The sequence below is a fragment of the Rickettsia aeschlimannii genome (assembly GCF_047973405.1).
Lineage (GTDB): Bacteria > Pseudomonadota > Alphaproteobacteria > Rickettsiales > Rickettsiaceae > Rickettsia > Rickettsia rickettsii.
Genome location: NZ_JBFQGO010000008.1, coordinates 1 through 20,796, shown reverse-complemented (window position 1 = coordinate 20,796; position 20,796 = coordinate 1). Strand labels below are relative to the sequence as shown.

The window sequence follows — 20,796 nt, the reverse complement described above, 5'->3', positions numbered from 1 at the left end:
AATTTACTTAGATTAATCTATAATACGCACGCTATAAATTAATTTAAGGTAAATTATCATGTACAACTCCTCCACAGCTCCGGGGGTTCTAAAATTAAAAGAACTACTAAGCCGGAAACTACTAAAACAGAAAATGCAATAACTCTAGGGTATTTAAAAAAATATTTTGATGCGTTTCATCCTAAAGACGGGACAGCATTAAATATTATAGCTAGCTTAGATGATCCGAATTTAAATAAAATAAATCTCATGGAAGACCTTATATCGCAAGGTGCAAATAAATACAAAGCATTAGAATTTGCACTTAAAAACAATAATGCACAAGCTGAAAATATTTACTTAATCATCTTACGTTTGAACCTAATCCCAGCCTAATACAAGCAATACACAATAAAAGTTTAATTTTAGTAAAGTATTTTGTAGAAGAAAAAGGAGCGAATGTAAATTTTAGTCATTATGGTTCTAATACACTAAATGTTACTGCCGGTTTGGAAGAACCTTACAAAACAGACATTACATGTGATCTTTTAATAAAAGGAGCAACTTATTTAAATACAACCTTAGAAGAAGCAGCACAAGGTGGTCAAAATGTAAACGATCTTCATAAGCAAATCTTTTTTAAAGCAATAAACGAAAATAAGCTTGAAGTAATTAAAAAATTTGTTGAAATATACGGTTTTGATGTTAATACTGAATATCGTTTTAACACACCATTAAGTACCGCAAATTTAAAAAATAGAAAAGAAATTGCAAAGTATCTTTTATCTAAAAATGCTAATTTAGATGTAGCTCTAAAAATAGCAATAATATACGGTAATTTAAATGCGGTAAAAACATTATTAGATGCAGGGGCAAAGATTAACGGCAATAAAGATGTATCACCTTTAATGCTTGCATCAGAGCATGTGCAGGTCACAATAGTAAAATATTTACTTAAACACGGTGCTAACTATAATGTTAAAGGATAGGAAAAAGATAACTTACATAGCGATGTATCGTATCAACTAACTCAAATCACTGAGATTTCTATATTGTGTGAAAAGGCTAATAATCCTAACCACAAATAATATTAGAGAGGATATTAAAAACAAGTATATCATCAGATTACGACGGATATAATAATTTATCATCAGAACAAATAAAGCAAAAATTTTCTAAATTCAAAAAAACAACTATCTAAAGATTTACAAAATTTTGCAGAAATTAAAGCACTGTTAGAATATTATTCTAGCGGGAAGAAAATTCCAATAAATACAAATACTGTAGTAGAAGACGAGGGCCATGTTTCTGATTTTAAGGTTGAAACTGAAAAACCTAACACAGGCTTTAGGTTAAAACATACTCCTTCTAAATCAGGTATATTTAGCACTTTTGCCCTTGATGGACTTGATGAAGAAACGTCTTTAGGCGGTGGATATAAAAATATTTGATTCTGAGCTTTAATAATGTCATTCCTACGATAAGATTGCTTCATTGCCTGCTCTTATGTCATTCCCGCATAGGCGTTGTTGCGTGGGCCAGTTTCCTAATTGTTACCCTGTGGCTTGTCCACGGGGTCTAGTTAAAAATACTAATAATATTAGTATTTTTAACTAGATTGCTTCATCAAAACTTACAATTTTTCCTCACAATGACAACAAAACCTCCTGCAGATTTATTAGATACATATATATTACCCTGAAATATGATTCTCATATTTCAGGGTAATATATACTTTTTTATAAAAAAATCTAATTAAAGTACGGAGGAACCATGACGCATCCAAATCTTACGGAAGGAAATAATTATTTTAGGGATGAGAAATATAAAGAAGCTATAGACATATATAGTAAAATACACAAAAGCTCTAATTATTATCAAGAAGCACAATATTATTTAGGAGAGTGTTACCTTAATCAAGAAGAATTTATAGAAGCTGTAGAGGCATATAAAAGGTAAACAAAAATCATTATCTATTTGAAAAAGCTAGCTTAAATATTTCAGTTATTGAGAAAAATTTTGACTTAATTAATATGGATATATTCTAAATAAATGAATATAGTAAACTGATCTCCATTTTGTACTTCGTTGTTCGTTGTCTTGCTTATTAATATATAGGCTCTACCCTTACGCTTGTCATAAAATGGAGCTGAGTTTACTATAGTAGCGAATTATAAGCGAAAGACAATATACTAGGTTCTGTAAAGGAAAATTAAATTATTTATATTTTCAGATATTTTTTAGCGAAAATTAATAAGATTTTTGCAGTAATAGTTGTTCCTATTTCAAAACAATCTTATAATTTGCAGCAAAGAAGAGCAAAAATAGATTAATTTAATTTTCCTTTACAGAACCTAGTATATCAAGCAAATTCTAATAATACCTGCCCTCTTACAACATTATCCTTTTCATTAACAAAAATTTTAGCTATTTTCCCGTCTCTTTCGGCAAGAATCAGGTTTTCCATTTTCATAGCAGTTAAAATCATAATTTCTTGTCCTGCCGTCACTTCCTGCCCTTCTTTCACCTTTATCGCAGCAATCTGACCGCTTAGAGGAGCTTGTAGTTCGGAGCTTTCTTCCAGCACTACTTTTGAGACCATCAACGCTTCAAGTTCTGATATACGAGGAGAGCGTACAAAGGCTTTTACGCTAATACCGGCATGCGATAATAAATAACCGGTTCTGATATTCTCAATTTTCACATTTGTCTTTTTACCGTTAATTATAGCCGTAAAAAGTTCATTACCTAAATTCCAGTTACTACGAATATATATTCTATCGCTTTCGTGACGTATATTATAGCCGTTTTCAACAGGTGTAATTAATACAGGAAATAGTTTATCATCGATAGTTACTACCCACCTTGTACCTATTTTGTTAGCCTGATTGTTAATATTGCCGGAAATTAAAGAAGCACGTCTTTGCTCCGATATATAAATAAAAATAGCCGTTGCTAAAAATACAGTAGTTACTTCTGAAGTTAGACTAGCTCCGGAAAAACCGTCAGGATATTCTTCTTGAATAAAGGCAGTAGAAATATCGCCGCTAACAAAGCGTGGATGTAGCATTACCGCTTCTAAGAAACTGATATTATGAGCAATACCGTTAATTATATAAGAACTCAAAGCAGAACGCATTAGCTCAATTGCCTGCTCTCTTGTTTCACCATAAGTACATAATTTTGCAATCATTGAGTCATAAAACATACTTACTTCGCCGCCAAGCCCAATCCCTGTATCTATACGGATATTAGGACTCTTTGCAGGTTCGGAATAAGCTATAATTCTACCGCTAGAAGGTAAGAAACCTCGGCTTGGGTTTTCGGCACAAATTCGTGATTCAAATGCCCAACCTTTTAATTTTACGTCATCTTGCGTAAATGATAATTTCTCGCCGGCTGCGATTTGTATCATCTCTTCAACGATATCTATACCGGTAATTAGCTCAGTAACAGGATGCTCGACTTGCAACCTAGTATTCATCTCTAAAAAATAGAAATTTTTATTGCTATCTACTATAAACTCAACGGTACCGGCCGAATAATATCCCACTTTTTGAGATAAGGATATTACCTGCCGATACATTTCTTGCCTTATATCTTCAGTAATAAAAGAACTTGGTGCTTCTTCGATTATTTTTTGATGGTGACGCTGTATTGAACATTCCCGCTCTCCGAGACATACACTATTGCCATATTGATCGGCAATTAGCTGAATTTCAATATGACGGGGAGTTTGAATTAACTTCTCAATAAATAATCTATCGTCACTAAAACTATTGGCTGCTTCAAGCTTTGCCGACTCAAAAGCATTGGCCATTTCAGCGGGATTATTCACTACTCTCATACCACGCCCACCGCCGCCGGCAGCCGCTTTTACTATTACCGGAAAACCAATCTCTTTAGCAATATCTATAGCTTGTTTAACATCGTTTATAGTTCCCATATAACCCGGAACGGTGCTAACTCCGGCTTCTATCGCTATCTTTTTTGCTTCGATTTTATCGCCCATTTTTTTAATAGTTCCGGCACTCGGTCCTATTAAAACAACACCTTCTCTTTTAAGAATATTGGCAAAATTTGGATTTTCTGATAAAAAACCGTAACCTGGATGTACTGCATTTGCGCCACTTTCACGAATCGCCGAAATAATATTTTTAATAGATAAATAACTTTCCGTTACAGGGGAATCACCTATATAATAAGCTTCATCTGCATGCTGCACATACATTGAGTTTGTATCTGCTTCAGAATATACTGCAACCGACTTTATCCCCATCTTTTTTAAGGTACGTATTATCCTAACGGCGATCTCGCTACGATTAGCAATTAAAATTTTATCAAACAATGGTTTATTCATAGTTTTTTGTATCCTAATGTCACCCCGTGGTTTGACCACGGGGTCTTGTGTCACAGACTGTATTCTGAGATCCCGTGGTCAAGCCACGAGGTGACAGCTAAAGCGGCAAATTATTATGCTTCTTCCAAGGCAGTTCTACTTTTTTAGTACGCAGGAAATTTAACGCCTTACATATTCGCCATCTGGTATTTTGCGGTCTTATAATATCATCCAAATATCCCCTAGATGCCGCAACAAAAGGCGAAGTTACTACTTTCCTATATTCATCGATTTTTTGTTTTTTAGCTTCAGGGTTTTTACATTCTTCCTTAAATATTATCTCGGCTGCTCCCTCTGCCCCCATAACGGCGATTTCCGAATTAAACCAAGCATAGTTTATATCGCCTCTAAGATGCTTAGAGTTCATAACTATATAAGCACCTCCATAAGCCTTACGGGTAATTACAGTAATCTTCGGCACTGTAGCTTCCGCATAAGCGTATAACAGCTTAGCCCCGTGTTTAATAATACCGTCATGCTCTTGGGATGTACCAGGCAAAAATCCAGGCACATCAACAAGACTTACTATAGGAATATTGAAAGCATCACAAAATCTAATAAATCTTGCTGCTTTTCTTGAGGCGTTTATATCTAAACACCCTGCTAAATGCAAAGGCTGATTAGCCACAAATCCTACCGGATAACCTTCCATATAACCAAAGCCAATAATGATATTCTTAGCAAAATCAGGTTGTAGTTCAAAAAATTCTCCCTCATCAACGATACGCTCAACAAGCTCTTTCATATCATAAGGCTTATCAGGAGTGTTAGGTATTAACGTGCTAAGAGACATATCAACTCTATCGGCAGGATCAACAGTCGAACGAACAGGAAGAGGACTACGATTGGATGACGGAAGGAAATTAAAGAATTTACGAATTTCAAGCAATGCTTCTATATCATTGTTGAATGCAAGATCGGCAACGCCGCTTTTAGTGGTATGCATCCTAGCACCACCAAGCTTTTCTTGGCTTACTTCTTCACCCGTAACGGTTTTTACTACATCGGGACCGGTTACGAACATATAAGAACTATTCTTAACCATAAATATAAAATCGGTTAAGGCAGGAGAATATACCGCACCACCGGCACAAGGTCCCATAATTAGGGTAATTTGAGGGATGACACCCGACGCTAAAACATTACGCTGAAATAATTCACCGTATCCGGCCAGAGCATCAACCCCTTCTTGAATTCTTGCTCCCCCTGAGTCGTTAATACCGATTACAGGAGCACCGGTTTCTATAGCTTGATCGATAATATCGCAGATTTTCTTAGCATGATATTCCCCAAGAGAGCCGCCGAGTACGGTAAAATCTTGGCTATAAATAAATACCAACCTACCGTTTATCGTACCGTGTCCCGTTACAACACCGTCACCTAAAAACTTTTTATCCTGCATCCCAAAATTATCGCATCTATGGGATACAAACATACCTGTTTCAGTAAAGCTATTCGGATCTAATAATACTTCTATGCGTTCTCGTGCAGTTAACTTACCTTTTTGATGTTGTGCGTTGATCCTAGCTTCACCGCCCCCTTGCCTTGCAATATTTCTTCTCTCATCCAGTAACTCAGGAGAGATTATATTACTTTGATTCATAGATTATTTAATAGTTTTATTTTCTAAAATATTCAATATAATATAATAATTCTAATGTGAAAAGATAATTATTTATGTCATCTACCAAAGATATCAAAGAAGCACCGGAAAAAGCCAAATCACCGGCTAAATTTGATAATTTATCAACTGCCTTAAAAAAGAATTTACAAAGAAGAAAGAAAGTTAAAACGAAAGATACTACAAGCCAAGCTTTATCTGCATTACAAACAATAGTAAAAAATTACACTGATTCTACGGACGAAAAAATTTCTCTTGTAGATGAATTAATAAAATCAAGACGCTTAGAAACAGAAAGTAAATAAGCACCACATTTGACATATTAATATAAATTGCTAATATTTGGAGAGTTTAGATTTTGTTGCATAGCTCGCTTATGTCATTCCCGCATAGGCGGGAATCCAGGGTAAAGCGAGATAAATCGAGTTTTTAGTTTTAAAAACTTACTGTATTTACATTTTTTAATTACTGGATTCCTGTTTTCACGGAAATGACATAAGAGTCACCCAACAAAATTGGCATTTAAAATATTTTATATCATGGACACAAACAAATTATATCTTTTCAAAGATAGACGATTTTTACCGAATTTTATAGTGCAGCTATGCGGTTGTCTTAATGATAATATATTAAAAAATGCTCTGGTAATCCTTATAACTTATGGTATTTCAGGAGCTTTAAGTAAATATAATAATCTATTTGTTTTAATTGCTAATGCTACTTTTGTATTACCTTTTATAATATTCGCAAGCATAGCAGGACAAATTGCCGATAAATACGAGCGTGCAAATCTTATTAAAATTATTAAGGTTTGTGAAATCGGCATAATTGCCTTTGCAATTTACGGATTTCATCATAATAATCTGTTAATCCTGTTTTGTTCTATTTGCTTAATGGGTATACATTCTACTTTTTTCGGTCCAATCAAATATAGCGTATTACCTGATCACCTAAATAAAGACGAACTACTTGGAGCTAACGGCTTTGTCGAAGCCGGAACTTTTATCGGTATTTTTATCGGGACTATAATCGGCAGCTATTATACAATCAGCAATAATTTTATAATTTATTCCTTAATTACCATCGCTTTTCTTGGCTTTATTACAAGCCTTTTTTCCCCAAAATCTAAAAACGCGAATCTTGATATTAAAATAAATTTTAATATTATAGATGAAAGCATAAATATGATTAAATATGCAAAAGCAAAAAAACAGATATATTTAGCTATACTTGGTATTTCATGGTTTTGGTTTATCGGAGCTGCTATAATTTCTCAAATACCTTTACTTGCTAAGATAACTTTTAAAGCTGATGAGAATGTTGCTAATTTATTTTTAGCGGTTTTCTCGCTTGGTGTTGGGGTCGGTTCGTTTTTATGTAGCAAAATATTTGAAGATGAGATTACCGTTAAATATCTATTTATTTCAGCCCTAGGCATTAGTATTTTCGGTATTGATTTATTCTTTGCAAGTAGAATTAGCTCAGTTAACTACGAACCTACTCAGCTAAAAAGTATTTTAGTATTTTTATCGAAAAGACATAATTGGCGAATAGTTATAGATTTATTGTTCTTAGCGGCAATAGGCGGATTATATATCGTTCCTCTTTTTGCGATATTACAGCATTACGCAAACCCTGCTCATCGTAGTCGAATTATTGCCGTTAACAATCTTATCAATTCCATTTTCATGGTGGGATCAACAATAATTCTATCTTTATTATTTTACCTAAATTTCACTATACCCTGGATTATATTATTTATTAGCCTAGCTAATATAATCGTTACTATACATATTTACCGTTTAATACCTGAAGTTAAAATTATTCCGTTTAAGCTATTACGAAGAATATTCCAAATCTGTTTTGATCTTATGTATAAGGTTGAAGTTAAAGGATTTGAAAATTTTCAAAAAGCAGGTAAAAAAGTAGTAGTGGTCGCTAACCATATTTCATATCTAGACCCGCCGCTAATTGCTACTTACTTAAGAGAAGAAATGACTTTTGCAATTAGTCCCGATATACAAAAAATATGGTGGATTAAACCGTTTTTACGTATGGCAAGAACTTTGCCGGTTGATCCAAGTAACCCAATGGCAATAAAGACTTTAGTAAAAGAAGTACAAAAGGATCAGAAAGTAGCAATTTTCCCTGAAGGTAGAATAAGCGTTACCGGCTCTTTAATGAAAATATACGAAGGACCGGGAATGATTGCCGATAAAGCCGGTGCTACCGTCTTACCGGTTAGAATAGACGGTACTCAATTTACTCATTTATCAAAATTAAAAAACATATTAAAAAGAAAAATATTTCCTAAAATTACTATAACCGTTTTACCGCCGGTAAAATTCGCTAATATGGATGCTACAAACAATCAAAAACGACGCAGTTATATATCTAGGACTCTTTATGATATCATGGCTGACATGATGTTTGAGAGTTCAGACTATAAAAATACTGTATTCTCATCTCTTATAGAAGCTGCTAAAATTCATGGATTTAAGAAAAAAATAGTTGATGATTTTGAAAATAATGCTGTTACTTATCGAGATTTAATATTAAAATCTTTTATCCTAGGTGATTTAATCAAAAAGAATAATATCTTTGGCAGAAATTTAGGCTTAATGTTGCCTAATACCACGAATACGTTAATTACTTTTTACGCCATGCAATCTAGCGGTTATGTTCCTGCTATAATTAACTGGAGCAGCGGCATAAGTACTATTATTAACTCCTGTAAACTTGCACAAATTAAAGTAGTTTACACTTCAAAACAATTTATTGAGAAAGCAAATTTACATGAATTAATAACTAACTTATTAGACTTCGGTATTAAAATAATATATTTAGAAGATTTTAAAAATCAGATTGGTACAGCTCTAAAACTAAAGGCAAAAATAGGAAGTTATTGTGCCCAAACTTATTACAATTATTTTTGTCGTAATCGTGATGACGAAAAACCGGCAGTGATAATTTTTACTTCGGGTACTGAAGGTAAACCTAAAGCCGTATTATTATCTCACAGAAATTTACAAACTAATAGATATCAAATAACTGCTAAAGTACCTTTTAGCCCTGAAGATATAGTATTTAATGCGCTACCGCTATTTCATTGTTTTGGTCTTAGTGGTGCAATTATTACAACTTTAAACGGTATTAAGCTGTTTCTATATCCTTCTCCACTAAATTATCATAGCATTCCTGAAGTTATATACGATATTGGAGCAACTATATTAATTTCTACCGATACTTTTTTAAACGGTTATGCTAATTACGCTCACCCATATGATTTTTACTCATTACGCTATATATTTGCCGGTAGCGAGAAATTAAAAGAATCTACAAGACAATTTTGGCTTAATAAGTACGGCATACGTATTTTTGAAGGATATGGGCTTACAGAAGCCTCACCTATTATAGCTTGCAATACCCCTATGCATAATAAAGCAGGCACGGTAGGAAGATTATTACCGAAAATTGATTATAAGCTTGAGAAAGTAGAGGGAATAAATAAAGGGGGACGTTTATTCATTAAGGGTCCTAACATCATGCTTGGTTACTTGGACTTAGAAGGTCACCGTACTTATAAAGAATGGTACGACACAGGCGATATAGTCAAAATCGATTCTGAAGGATATATAACAATTTTAGGACGTTTAAAACGCTTTGCTAAAATAGCAGGGGAAATGATATCTCTTACAAAAATTGAAGAACTTGCAAGCGAAATTGATCCTGATTCCTTGCACGCTGCTATTTCTATTCCCAATAAAACGCATGGAGAAAAGATTATTTTACTTACTACCGGTTCCGATATAAATAGAGAGAACTTTGCAGATGCTGTATCTAAAGCTCAAATTTCTTTACTACATTTACCGAAAGTAATTATTACCGATTCAGAAATACCTCTACTTACAAGCGGCAAAATTGATTATCTTGAGATTATGAAAAACGTGGTTGCGAGCGACTGCAAGGAGCGTGGCAATCTCAGGAATCGTGCCTGAGATTTCTTCGTCGACGCCTATGGCGTCTTCTCGCAATGACAGAAAAAACGCTACACACAACAACGCTGGTCAAGCGACGGAACGACATTTATTTTTTCTTTTGACTATTAATAGCAGCATTCAAAACTAATTTAAACCACTACCTAATAACTCTTGATCCTCCATAATTTCAGGTAACACCTTCCGATATGATAGAGTTACAAGTTTACCTTTACTTTGATATACAAATGACTCAGAACCAAAAGATTGAAAATATTCATAAGTGCTTAGGTCTAACTTAAAATATAATTGATTGCTCTTAATAATTCCTATCATAACACCACCCTTATATATACCATATCCACCAAACATTACACAAACGGCTACTGAACCATATGGTTCTAACAATTCTTTGACATATTCAGTAAATTCATTTTTGTTCATAATAATCGCTTTAAATACAACAAACCATAAATAAACGTACCTAATATAATAAACAATGGAGTTAAAGGTAAATCAAAGTAGAAAGAGCTAAATGCGGCACAAAAATTAATAAATAAAGATATAAGAATTGATATTATAATCATCTGGGATGGGCTATATGCTACAAACCGTGCAATCATTGCAGGAATAAGTAAAATAGCAGTTACCATAAGTACTCCGACAATCTTTATAGCAGAAAATACCGATAATGAGAGAAGAAGTAAAAATATTAGCTCAATAATATTAACCTTTAAGCCTTTTATGACGGCAATATCTCTATTGATAATGATAAGAAGAATTTGATTATAAAAATATACTATAAAGCCTATAATAGTTATTAGCACTATTGCAAGTATCATCAAATCATTAAAAGATACGGATAAAATATCCCCAAACAACAAATTCACTATATTATTCTGCAAAGAAGTAAAATAATTAATAACTAAAGCAACAGCTAGCATAAAGCTAGAAATCAAATTAATAACTGCGTTTTTTTCAGAATTATTTTTAAAAATAAACACAAAAAACGAAAAAAGAATTGCAACTATTATGCCTGAATATATTAATGGAACATGTGCTATAATACTTATGCTAGCCACTAAAAAACTACTATGAGCAAGCCCGTCACCGAAATAAATATATCTCTTCCATAGGGCAATGCAGCCAAGCGGGGCAAATATACAGCTAATTAAAATTAAGGCTAGTATTATTAAAGTCATCTGAGTATATTATATATGTTTATTGTATGGCCTCTTGTTATCCCGTGGCTTGACCACGGGATCCACTAAAGTTCTTAGGCTGTACTTATGGAGCCCGTGGTCAAGCCACGGGGTGACATTGGAAAGAATCATAGACTATGTCTTCAATCGATAAAAAAGAATTAGAAAAATTTGAGAAAATTTCTTATAATTGGTGGAATAAGGACGGAGAATTCGGTATCTTACACCGAATAAACCCTATTCGCCTTGAATATATAATAGAGAAAATAACTACGCATTACAATAGACACCTTTCCAAACTCGCTTATAGAGAGGAATTTGTAGGAAACACGCAACACAGCACCGCAGCATACATAGAAATACGTGAGGATGCGAGCAGCGGATTAACGCACAAATTACCTCTAGAAGTAGAGTCTGAGAAGATGTCTAACGATATTTCTAAATTAGAAATATTAGACGTTGGTTGCGGTGGAGGGTTAATTGCAACGCCTTTAGCGGCTCAAGGTTTTAACGTTACAGCCATTGATGCACTGCAAAGTAATATTGAAACGGCAACTGCTTATGCTAAGGAAAACGGCGTAAAGATAAATTATTTACAATCTACTATAGAAGAATTAGAAAGTGACAAGCTATATGATGTGGTAATTTGTCTTGAGGTTATTGAACATGTAGAAAACGTACAGCAATTTATACTAAATTTGCTGAAGCATATTAAGCCAAACGGTATGGCAATAATTTCTACGATTAACCGTACTAAAAAAGCTTATATACTTGGAATAATAGTTGCCGAATATATTTTAGGTTGGGTACCAAAAAACACTCATGATTATAGCAAATTCCTAAAACCGTTGGAAATTTACGAAATGCTTACGGATACTGAAATTGAAATTAAAGAGCTGAAAGGCTTGGTATATGATCCGGCTAAAAATGAGTGGAAATTAAGCGATGATATAGACGTAAATTATTTTATGTGTTTGGGGAGAAAGAGTATGTGTTATCCTAGCTAACTTGATCAGCTTTGTTGCATGAATACCGAATCGTCATTACGAGCGATTGTAAGGAACGTGGCAATCCAGAAAAATAATAAAAAAATGCTAATTTTTAGCATTTTTTACTGGATTGCTTCGTCAATTGCTATGCAATTTCCTCGCAATGACGCAAAAACTGATCCATGCAACAAAGCCGACTTGATCACGGGATACAGTTAAATATACTAATTAGTACGTTGAGTTGTTTTCTGGATACCGTGGTCCAAGCCACGGTATGACACAGTTCTTAGTATATATTTAAAAAAGATAATAAATGACTAATAACGTAATTACTAGATTTGCTCCGTCACCGTCGGGGTTTTTACATATAGGTTCGGCAAGAACCGCCCTTTTTAATTATTTGTTCGCAAGGCATCATAACGGTAAGTTCTTACTTCGCATTGAAGACACTGATAAAGAAAGGTCAACTAAAGAAGCGGTAGAAACTATATTCTCAGGTCTAAAATGGCTAGGGCTTGATTGGAACGGTGAGGTTATATTCCAGTCTAAACGTAATAATCTTTACAAAGAAGCTGCACTAAAATTACTGCAAAACGGTAAAGCATATTATTGTTTTACTAGCCAAGAAGAAATAGAAAGACAGCGACAACAAGCTTTAGAAAATAAACAGCATTTTATTTTTAATAGCGAGTGGCGTGACAAAGATCCATCTATCTATCCTACTGATATTAAGCCGGTAATACGTCTAAAAACTCCAAGAGAGGGCAGCACAACAATTCATGACACCTTACAAGGTGAGGTAGTAATTGAAAACTCTCATATAGACGATATGGTACTATTAAGAGCAGACGGCACTGCTACTTACATGCTAGCCGTTGTAGTAGACGATCATGACATGGGTATAACTCATATTATTAGAGGGGATGATCATTTAACCAATGCAGCAAGGCAACTCGCTATTTATCAGGCTTTCGGATATGAAGTACCGAGCATGACTCATATACCGTTAATTCATGGAGCAGACGGAGCAAAATTATCCAAAAGGCATGGAGCATTAGGCGTTGAAGCTTATAAGGATATGGGGTATTTACCGGAAAGTTTGTGTAATTATTTACTGCGTCTTGGATGGAGTCACGGCGATGATGAAATTATCTCAATGACTCAGGCTATAGACTGGTTTAATCTTGATTCACTCGGTAAATCACCTTCTAAGCTTGATTTTGCTAAGATGAATAGCCTTAACGCTCATTACTTAAGAATGCTTGACAATGATAGCTTAACTTCAAAGACTGTAGAGATATTGGAACAAAATTATAATAAACTCCTTCGGAAGCTCGCTTATAGGAAGGAATTTGAAGGAAACACGGAACGCAGCACCGCAGCGTATATAGACATACGTGAGGATACGAGTACCGGATTGACGTACAAATTACCCCTAGCAGTAGAATTGCCGAAGAAGTTTAAGGTTAGTGAACAGGAAATAGGCTATATCAAACAAGCAATGCCAAGCTTGTTAGTTAGAAGTACAACATTACTAGAACTAACACGCCTTGCTCAAATTTATCTAGTAGATTCGCCTATCATCTACAACCAAGATTCAAAAGAAATTATAGAAAATTGCGATAAGAATTTAATCAAACAAGTTATAGAAAACTTAAGCGAACTTGAGCAGTTTGATAAGGAATCCATACAGAATAAATTTAAAGAAATAGCAGCAGCAAATGACTTAAAGCTGAATGACATTATGAAACCGGTAAGAGCTTTAATAACAGGTATGACTGCATCACCTAGCATATTTGAGATTGCAGAAATTTTAGGAAAAGAAAATATTTTAAAAAGGTTAAAAATTATATGAAAGATTGTATAAAAAAAATTGCTTTTGTTTTTAGTGGATTATTTATAATAACCGGCACTTTTGTTTTGTATAGCATAGGAAACGTCAACGCATCAACAGCACCAAAAAAGTACGGAGCTTGGACTTTAAATTGTACTCTTAATAATGAGAAAAAACAACTTTGCTTCTTATCACAACAAATTAATAATCTAGAGAAAGATAAAGAAAAGGAAATATTAGCCATTTATCACATAGGTTATTTCAATGGAGAGCAAGAAGAACAGGAATTAAAAATAATAGAAATAGTCCCGTCAAATGTTCAAATTCCGGCAGGTACAGTTATTAATAGCGGTGACAAACAAATAGCAGCCGGAAAATACGTAAATTGTACAGTAAACGGCTGTCAGGCTTTAGCTATTATTACAAAAGACGATCTAGACATGATTTTATCAAACGATAATTATATAGAACTAATTACCGCAGACGGCAAACAAGCTAAAATTTCATTTATAAAAGACGGCTTAAAGGAAGGCCTAAAAGCTTTGAGTAGATAGTAACGCAAGAATTTAAGCATTGTTGCGTGGATACTAAACCATCATTGCAAGCGACTGCAAGGAGCGTGGCAATCTCAAGATTTTGGTCTGAGATTGCTTTGTCAAAATTTTCAATTTAATTAAGCATCGTGATGATGGTATCCATGTCCAGGCCCTTCACCGCCTAAACTTGCTTCATATTCAAGAACCCATGATTGATGAAATGCCATGCCGGTATCAGCGACTATCCATCTTTCTAAAAGAACGTGAAATCCTGCTTCTCTTTCCGGAAGAATTATTGAGTGATCCGTAGAAGCAGGTAATGGATGGCTCCAAAATGGTTTTTCTTGGCTTATATTTTCAAAAAATGTCTTAAGCTCATCAAAAGTTAGTCTTTGAGAAAAGTCAGTAGGATGATCAGTGATCACATATGTATAACCAAGTGTTTTATGTGCCATGGTATAATCCCAATGTATATCAAACTTGTCACCGACTTTTACTTTATGAACATGATGGTACTTGCTTCCATCTCTCCAATCAAATGTTTTGTCAGATGCAAACTGTCGCATTTCTGCATTAGTATAATTAACAGAATCTCTCTCATCTTCTTTTCCACCGCTAAGAAGATGTCCCTCTTTAATTGCCGGTCACTTAGATTATCATCAGGAAAGTCAACATCACCAGGAAAGGATTTTTTCCTCCTTCCATCTCATTTTTCTGTGAGCTATCCTTTAACAACCTTAATTCTTTGCAAACTCAAGCCATTGTCTTCGGTAAGGTTACTGCCCCATTGATATGGAGTAATACCTAAGACATGCGAAAATTTCTTATTGTACTCTGCTTTATTAGAAGCTATTTTGTTATCAACTAGTTTTTTAGTCATAATTTACCTTTAATTTAAATTGTATTTCGATATATATAAAAATAGATTGAATAATAATCTATCTTTACAATTAACAATGCTTACTAAATTTTTAATATGTTGTAAGAAGTTATAAATCACTAAAGTAAAAAATATTTGAGAATAAATAAAAAAATGCTTTTCTTTTTATTAAGTTTTATTAACTATTTTTATATTTTTACTTAAGATACTATTAAATTAATAGGTTTATGGAAGATATTGATATTTGGCAGAAAAAATTTGAGGTTTGTGATTATAGTAAAAAATTAATTGATCGAATTAAATATTTGAATACTATAATAGTAGACTCACCTATAGATATAACAGAAATTGAAAAAGGTCTTTATTGTACCCGTAAATATCATGCTTCTCAAATGCATCAATCAGTGGAGCCTTATTATTCTCATCCTATAGAAGTTGCAATCATACTTGCAGATTTTACAGCTCTTGAAGCTCCTAAACTTTACAAATCATATATGATAAATGTTGCCCTTCTTCATGATACTATAAAGGATACAATACTTACACATGCTGATATTAGCAAAATTTTTGATAAGAATATTGCCGATAGCGTAGAACTTTTAACAAGAATTAAGCCGTACGGTAAAATTAGCTCCGGTGAAATGTTAAATTTACTAATCCAAGAACAAAGATATGATATCGCACTTATTAAAGTATTTGATTGCCTACATAATTTACAAACTATAAATGCTAAATCTACAGACAAGGCTTTAGAAACAGTAAAAGAAACTATAGAAAGCTTCTTACTCATAGCAGCTTATTTAGAAATACGAACCGTAGAACTACAACTATTAAATGTTTGTACCAATTTTATCAAGCAACATTTCCCTTCAGAACAAAAAGAAATATTTTAAAAAGTCGGTTTACGCAATTTCTTTTTTAAACTTCAAAATAATACAAAATAAAAAAATAAATTAAATTTGTGTCCAAGATAGAAGCTGTCTTTCATCTTGGATATTCATTATTTCAAACTTCTTCCTAAAGGAGTAGGCATATACTTTAGAAAAAAAAAAGAAGTGTATATCAGCTAAAAACTACTTTTATATTTCTTCCAGTGTGCAGTTTCACCGCTCCCTGCATGATAATGCATCTTATGATCACATATTTGTATCTCTACTTTATAATTATCCTCAGTTGTGATAATAGTATGCAAAGATTGATAGCCATTTGGTTTAGGATTAAGAATATAATTTTTAAATTTATCCTTTTCATACTCAAAAAGATCATGAACTACTTTTAAAGCTTTATAACATTTCTCTTCATCTATTACCACTATGCTTATCACAAAAATATCTGTTAATTCTTCTAACTTTATACCCTTACGATATAATTTATATAAAATTGATATTGGATGTTTGATCCTACCTGTTATTTGAGCGGCAATATCATGTTTAGATAAATTATGATTTAAATGTTTAATAACCCTTTGAAGCAAAACTACCTCTTTAATTTATACTAATTCAGTTAATAATTATACTTACGAATAACTAAACACCAATTAAAGCAATAAACTTGATTAAGTTCTATTAATATTTCTAATTAATTTGCTGCTATTTTAGTAAATATTAATAAACCCAGCTTTAGTTGATATTAATAGGAAAAATTAAGCTTGTGGCAAGCTTCACACCACTATACCCTACCCTATTATTTTATCTTTTATCCTAAAGTCACATTATTTAGATTGCTTTTAGAACCTAATTTTTAAAGTTTTATATATAAAATTTAAATTATCTTATATAAGATTTTTTTAAAACCTTACTAATTTTAGTTAGCATAGTTTAACCGACCAAAAGCTAGAAACTGTTATTACTAATTTTTTAAATTAAACGAATATATACATTATAGATTAACATTGCCTATAGCTTCAACACGAAATCTATTCTTAATAATTAAAGCGTAAAACCGCTTTAAACCTTTTGATTATCCTATATAAGGCTGTTAACAAAATAATTTTAAAGCTAATTAAATTCTTTTTAACTGTATGTAAATTATAGGATTTTTTTGAAATATTTAAAGGGATATTTATTACTGTAAAAATCTCTTTAATTATAAATTAAAGTTATTTTGTTAACAGCCTTATATAGGATAATCAAAAGGTTGAGCTATTATAATTAAAAAATATTTGCAATCATTTTACATATTTTATTTTGAGGAAGAGTTTTATTAAAGAGTTTATTTTCAAATTAAGCAAAGAATCGCTTTAAAACCCACTTGTTGCATAAATCAGTTTTTTCAGTGTCCTGCTGCGACTTAATAATGTGTTGTACGGCACGTTGTTAAAATCGTCATTGCGGAGCAGGCATTGCCTGCGTGGACTAGTTTCGTAATTGTTATCCTGCAAGCTTGTAGCAGGACCCAGTTTAAAATACTAATAATATTAGTATTTTTAGTTGTTTCTGGATACCGTGGTTAAGCCACGATATGACATTGAACAGGTTTTGCGGTCCACGCAACAATGCTTCCTTACAATGAGAGGAACTAGCAATACAACAAAACGGATTTATTAGATCTATTGCATAACCTATCTTATAGAGATATAGACTTAGAAATCCATACCACCCATGCCTCCCATACCGCCACGCATTGGCATTGGCTCTTCCTTATCAGAAAGTTCGTCAACAATTAAAGTTTCTGTGGTAATAATTAACGAAGCAACGGAAGCAGCATCTTGAAGTGCAGTACGCACTACTTTAGCCGGATCAATAATTCCTGCTTTAATCATATCGACATATTGCATATCTTGAGCATTAAAGCCATAATTTTTATCCTTATGTTCTAGTAATTTGCCAACTACTACGCCACCGTTTTCACCGGCATTTTCAACAATCTGTTTTAGCGGATCCTTTAAAGCTTCTATTACTATTTCAATACCTGCTTGTTGATCCTTATTCTCTACTTTAAGCTTTGTTAAAGGTTGTGATGCATGAAGTAATGTTACACCACCACCGGCAACAACACCTTCCTCAACTGCAGCTCTTGTAGCAGCAAGTGCATCTTCAACACGATCTTTACGCTCTTTCACTTCAACTTCCGTAGCACCGCCAACCTTTAATACGGCGACACCGCCGGAAAGTTTAGCTAAACGCTCTTGTAGTTTTTCTTTATCATAATCAGAAGTAGTTTCAGCTATTTGAGATTTAATTTGTAACACTCTATCTTCAATATTTTTCTTATCACCGTTACCGTCAACAATTACGGTATTTTCTTTAGAAATTGTTACTCTTTTTGCCGTCCCTAGACTGTTAATACTCACATTTTCAAGCTTCATACCTAAATCTTCAGTAATAAGCTCACCTTTAGTTAGGATAGCAATATCTTCCATCATTGCTTTTCTTCTATCGCCAAAACCGGGAGCTTTTACTGCCGCAACTTTTAAACCACCACGTAATCTATTGACTACAAGCGTTGCAAGAGCTTCGCCCTCAACATCCTCAGCAATAATTAATAGCGGGCGTTGTGATTGTACTACAGCCTCAAGTATAGGTAACATCGGTTGTAAATTTGATAATTTTTTCTCAAATAGTAAGATGAAAGGATTCTCAAGCTCAGCAACCATTTTCTCGGAATTCGTTACAAAATACGGTGATAGATAACCTCTATCAAACATCATACCTTTAACTACTTCAACATCGAAGCTAAAATTCTTTGCTTCTTCAACGGTTATCACGCCTTCTTTACCGACTTCCTCCATTGCCTTAGCAATTTTCTCACCGATTTCCTTATCACCGTTTGAAGAGATAGTACCGACTTGTGCGATTTCCTCTTGGCTATTGATCTTTTTACTGGATTTTTTAATTTCTTCTACTACTGCGTTTACCGCTAAATCCATACCACGCTTTAAATCCATAGGATTATAACCGGCAGCTACTAGCTTATTACCCTCACGAGCCAAAGCTCTAGCAAGTACCGTAGCTGTAGTAGTACCATCACCGGCTACTTCTGCAGCTTTTGTAGCAGCTGATTTTAATAGCTGAGCTCCTGCATTTCTAATTTTATCTTTTAACGCGACAGATTTTGCAACCGTCACACCGTCTTTGGTAATTTTCGGTGAACCGAATGATTGCTCGATAAGTACATTTCTGCCTTTTGGACCTAAAGTAACTTTTACTGCATCTGCAAGTATATCAATGCCTTCTAGCATTTGCTCACGAGCTTTTGAGCCGTGTTTAATAAGTTTTGTTGCCATATTTAATTTCTCCTTAAAACAAATAATTAATTAATAATACCAAATACATCGCTTTCTTTCATAACGATCAGTTTTGCACCTTTAATTTCAATTTCGGTGCCTGCCCATTTACCGTATAAAACTTTATCGCCTACTTTTAGCTCTAAAGGATGAATTTCGCCTTTTTTATTACGAATACCGTTACCTACGGCTACTATTTCACCTTGCATCGGCTTTTCTTTTGCAGTATCCGGAATAATAATTCCACCTTTAGTTTTTTCTTCTTGTTCGATAGGCTTTATTGCAATTCTATCATGTAATGGTTTAAAAGACATTTTAACCTCCAATTATTAAATCTTTAAATGTACATACTATATATATTTTATTTTTGTTAGTTCAAGGGGCAAGAATAAAATTTTTTTTATTAGAGGTCTATTCTTTCTCAAAATCCTCTAAACTAGTGCCATGTTTAGTTTTACTCCATTTCAAATTCAAAGGGCAGAAAATTATTTCAAATACTGCATATGAAGCTACAGATATAAAATAACTAGCCCATAAGATCAAAACTACTATATCCTGAAATTTTACTTTCCCGCTTTTAAAGAATTTTTTAATATATACAGAGCTGTACCATATAGATATAAAAGCGAAAAAATACTATTAATAAGCCATAAATAATTAATTATAGAATTTTTATTTATAACAATAGAAAATATTATAAAGGGTAAACTCCAAAAATTATAAGTAGATAAGCCGATGAAAATATAAATTGTTATTACTTGCAATAAAGTAAACTTTTGGCATTTACCTTTTTGTGCTTTAAATACCAAAAATGTTTGCAAAAAACCTTAAATCCAACGTGATCTTTGATTTAGCCAATTACCTAAACTATTCAGAGCTTCTTCTAGAGTATAGGAATCAAGAATAGCTACTTTATAGTTCTGTGAGTAAATTCTTATACCAAGCTCGGCATCTTCTGTTACATTATAAGCATCCTATCCGCCAAAAATATATCCGTTTTAAAATGATTACTAGTTACCCCCAAGAGGTGTAGGAAGTTTTAGCAAACTTAATCCTTTCAAGATATATTCAAACCATAAACTATATTCTATATTAAACATGTATGGACCTACCCGATAATGCAAGAAAAAAATAATATATAACAGCAAAAAAAT

At 33.2% G+C, this 20,796-nt stretch carries 17 protein-coding genes and 3 pseudogenes; 10 read left to right on the top strand and 10 right to left on the bottom strand.

What is annotated here, in order from left to right:
* Positions 1 to 58 precede the first annotated feature (58 nt).
* The 3 pseudogenes from AB4K15_RS06680 to AB4K15_RS06670 form a co-directional block, all read left to right on the top strand.
* Positions 59 to 273: pseudogene (locus tag AB4K15_RS06680) on the top strand (hypothetical protein); the annotation flags it as partial.
* A gap of 128 nt (positions 274 to 401) precedes the next feature.
* A pseudogene (locus AB4K15_RS06675) lies at positions 402 to 717 on the top strand (hypothetical protein).
* Between the two features lie 89 nt (positions 718 to 806).
* Positions 807 to 1,067: pseudogene (locus AB4K15_RS06670) on the top strand (ankyrin repeat domain-containing protein).
* A gap of 155 nt (positions 1,068 to 1,222) precedes the next feature.
* Here the strand turns inward: AB4K15_RS06670 and AB4K15_RS06665 are convergent.
* Positions 1,223 to 1,474: a hypothetical protein gene (locus AB4K15_RS06665; protein WP_032073449.1), complete on the bottom strand. Its 252-nt coding sequence runs from the start codon at positions 1,472 to 1,474 to the stop codon at positions 1,223 to 1,225.
* 278 nt (positions 1,475 to 1,752) lie between these two features.
* Here AB4K15_RS06665 and AB4K15_RS06660 point away from each other — a divergent pair, with 278 nt between their 5' ends.
* Positions 1,753 to 1,938 carry a tetratricopeptide repeat protein gene (locus AB4K15_RS06660; protein ID WP_500225384.1) on the top strand — a complete coding sequence of 62 codons (186 nt, stop codon included), beginning with the start codon at positions 1,753 to 1,755 and terminating at the stop codon, positions 1,936 to 1,938.
* A gap of 403 nt (positions 1,939 to 2,341) precedes the next feature.
* On the opposite strand, the gene AB4K15_RS06655 is transcribed toward AB4K15_RS06660, so the two are convergent.
* On the bottom strand, positions 2,342 to 4,339 hold the full coding sequence (locus tag AB4K15_RS06655) for an acetyl-CoA carboxylase biotin carboxylase subunit (protein ID WP_032073450.1): 1,998 nt from the start codon (positions 4,337 to 4,339) through the stop codon (positions 2,342 to 2,344).
* A gap of 97 nt (positions 4,340 to 4,436) precedes the next feature.
* Positions 4,437 to 5,981 carry an acyl-CoA carboxylase subunit beta gene (locus AB4K15_RS06650; RefSeq protein ID WP_032073451.1) on the bottom strand — a complete coding sequence of 515 codons (1,545 nt, stop codon included), beginning with the start codon at positions 5,979 to 5,981 and terminating at the stop codon, positions 4,437 to 4,439.
* Between the two features lie 74 nt (positions 5,982 to 6,055).
* Here AB4K15_RS06650 and AB4K15_RS06645 point away from each other — a divergent pair, with 74 nt between their 5' ends.
* On the top strand, positions 6,056 to 6,304 hold the full coding sequence (locus AB4K15_RS06645; RefSeq protein ID WP_032073452.1) for a hypothetical protein: 249 nt from the start codon (positions 6,056 to 6,058) through the stop codon (positions 6,302 to 6,304).
* 234 nt (positions 6,305 to 6,538) lie between these two features.
* The gene (locus AB4K15_RS06640; RefSeq protein WP_032073453.1) at positions 6,539 to 9,997 is read left to right on the top strand and encodes an acyl-[ACP]--phospholipid O-acyltransferase; all 3,459 of its coding nucleotides are present in this window, start codon (positions 6,539 to 6,541) and stop codon (positions 9,995 to 9,997) included.
* 126 nt (positions 9,998 to 10,123) lie between these two features.
* On the opposite strand, the gene AB4K15_RS06635 is transcribed toward AB4K15_RS06640, so the two are convergent.
* Positions 10,124 to 10,420, bottom strand: coding sequence for a TfoX/Sxy family protein (locus AB4K15_RS06635; RefSeq protein ID WP_032073454.1), 297 nt, complete (start codon positions 10,418 to 10,420; stop codon positions 10,124 to 10,126).
* A complete protein-coding gene (locus AB4K15_RS06630) occupies positions 10,417 to 11,178 on the bottom strand; it encodes a metal ABC transporter permease (protein ID WP_004997884.1) in 762 nt (253 codons plus the stop codon). Before AB4K15_RS06630 ends, AB4K15_RS06635 begins: the two co-directional genes overlap by 4 nt.
* A gap of 137 nt (positions 11,179 to 11,315) precedes the next feature.
* On the opposite strand from AB4K15_RS06630, the gene ubiG reads away from it, so the two are divergent.
* From ubiG to AB4K15_RS06615, 3 genes are all read left to right on the top strand, one after another.
* Entirely contained in the window at positions 11,316 to 12,185 is an 870-nt protein-coding gene (gene ubiG / locus AB4K15_RS06625) for a bifunctional 2-polyprenyl-6-hydroxyphenol methylase/3-demethylubiquinol 3-O-methyltransferase UbiG (RefSeq protein ID WP_032073455.1), read from the top strand.
* Between the two features lie 295 nt (positions 12,186 to 12,480).
* Positions 12,481 to 14,022: a glutamate--tRNA ligase gene (gene gltX, locus AB4K15_RS06620; protein ID WP_032073456.1), complete on the top strand. Its 1,542-nt coding sequence runs from the start codon at positions 12,481 to 12,483 to the stop codon at positions 14,020 to 14,022.
* A complete protein-coding gene (locus AB4K15_RS06615) occupies positions 14,019 to 14,555 on the top strand; it encodes an invasion associated locus B family protein (protein ID WP_032073457.1) in 537 nt (178 codons plus the stop codon). The genes gltX and AB4K15_RS06615 overlap by 4 nt, the downstream gene beginning before the upstream one ends.
* Positions 14,556 to 14,674: 119 nt before the next feature.
* Here the strand turns inward: AB4K15_RS06615 and AB4K15_RS06610 are convergent, their stop codons facing one another.
* Positions 14,675 to 15,175 (bottom strand): lytic polysaccharide monooxygenase, encoded by a 501-nt coding sequence (locus AB4K15_RS06610; RefSeq protein ID WP_500225397.1) that lies wholly within the window; start codon positions 15,173 to 15,175, stop codon positions 14,675 to 14,677.
* A gap of 83 nt (positions 15,176 to 15,258) precedes the next feature.
* A complete protein-coding gene (locus tag AB4K15_RS06605; protein ID WP_500225390.1) occupies positions 15,259 to 15,417 on the bottom strand; it encodes a hypothetical protein in 159 nt (52 codons plus the stop codon).
* 227 nt (positions 15,418 to 15,644) lie between these two features.
* Between AB4K15_RS06605 and AB4K15_RS06600 the strand changes: the two genes are divergently transcribed.
* Positions 15,645 to 16,310 carry a RelA/SpoT family protein gene (locus AB4K15_RS06600; protein WP_048751009.1) on the top strand — a complete coding sequence of 222 codons (666 nt, stop codon included), beginning with the start codon at positions 15,645 to 15,647 and terminating at the stop codon, positions 16,308 to 16,310.
* A gap of 173 nt (positions 16,311 to 16,483) precedes the next feature.
* On the opposite strand, the gene AB4K15_RS06595 is transcribed toward AB4K15_RS06600, so the two are convergent.
* From AB4K15_RS06595 to AB4K15_RS06585, 3 genes are all read right to left on the bottom strand, one after another.
* Positions 16,484 to 16,891: a RelA/SpoT-related domain-containing protein gene (locus AB4K15_RS06595; protein WP_500225393.1), complete on the bottom strand. Its 408-nt coding sequence runs from the start codon at positions 16,889 to 16,891 to the stop codon at positions 16,484 to 16,486.
* Positions 16,892 to 17,998: 1,107 nt separating this feature from the next.
* Positions 17,999 to 19,642: a chaperonin GroEL gene (groL, locus tag AB4K15_RS06590; protein ID WP_032073460.1), complete on the bottom strand. Its 1,644-nt coding sequence runs from the start codon at positions 19,640 to 19,642 to the stop codon at positions 17,999 to 18,001.
* A 26-nt stretch (positions 19,643 to 19,668) separates the two neighbouring features.
* Positions 19,669 to 19,956, bottom strand: a complete 288-nt coding sequence (locus AB4K15_RS06585; RefSeq protein WP_032073461.1) for a co-chaperone GroES — start codon at positions 19,954 to 19,956, stop codon at positions 19,669 to 19,671.
* Positions 19,957 to 20,796 lie beyond the last annotated feature (840 nt).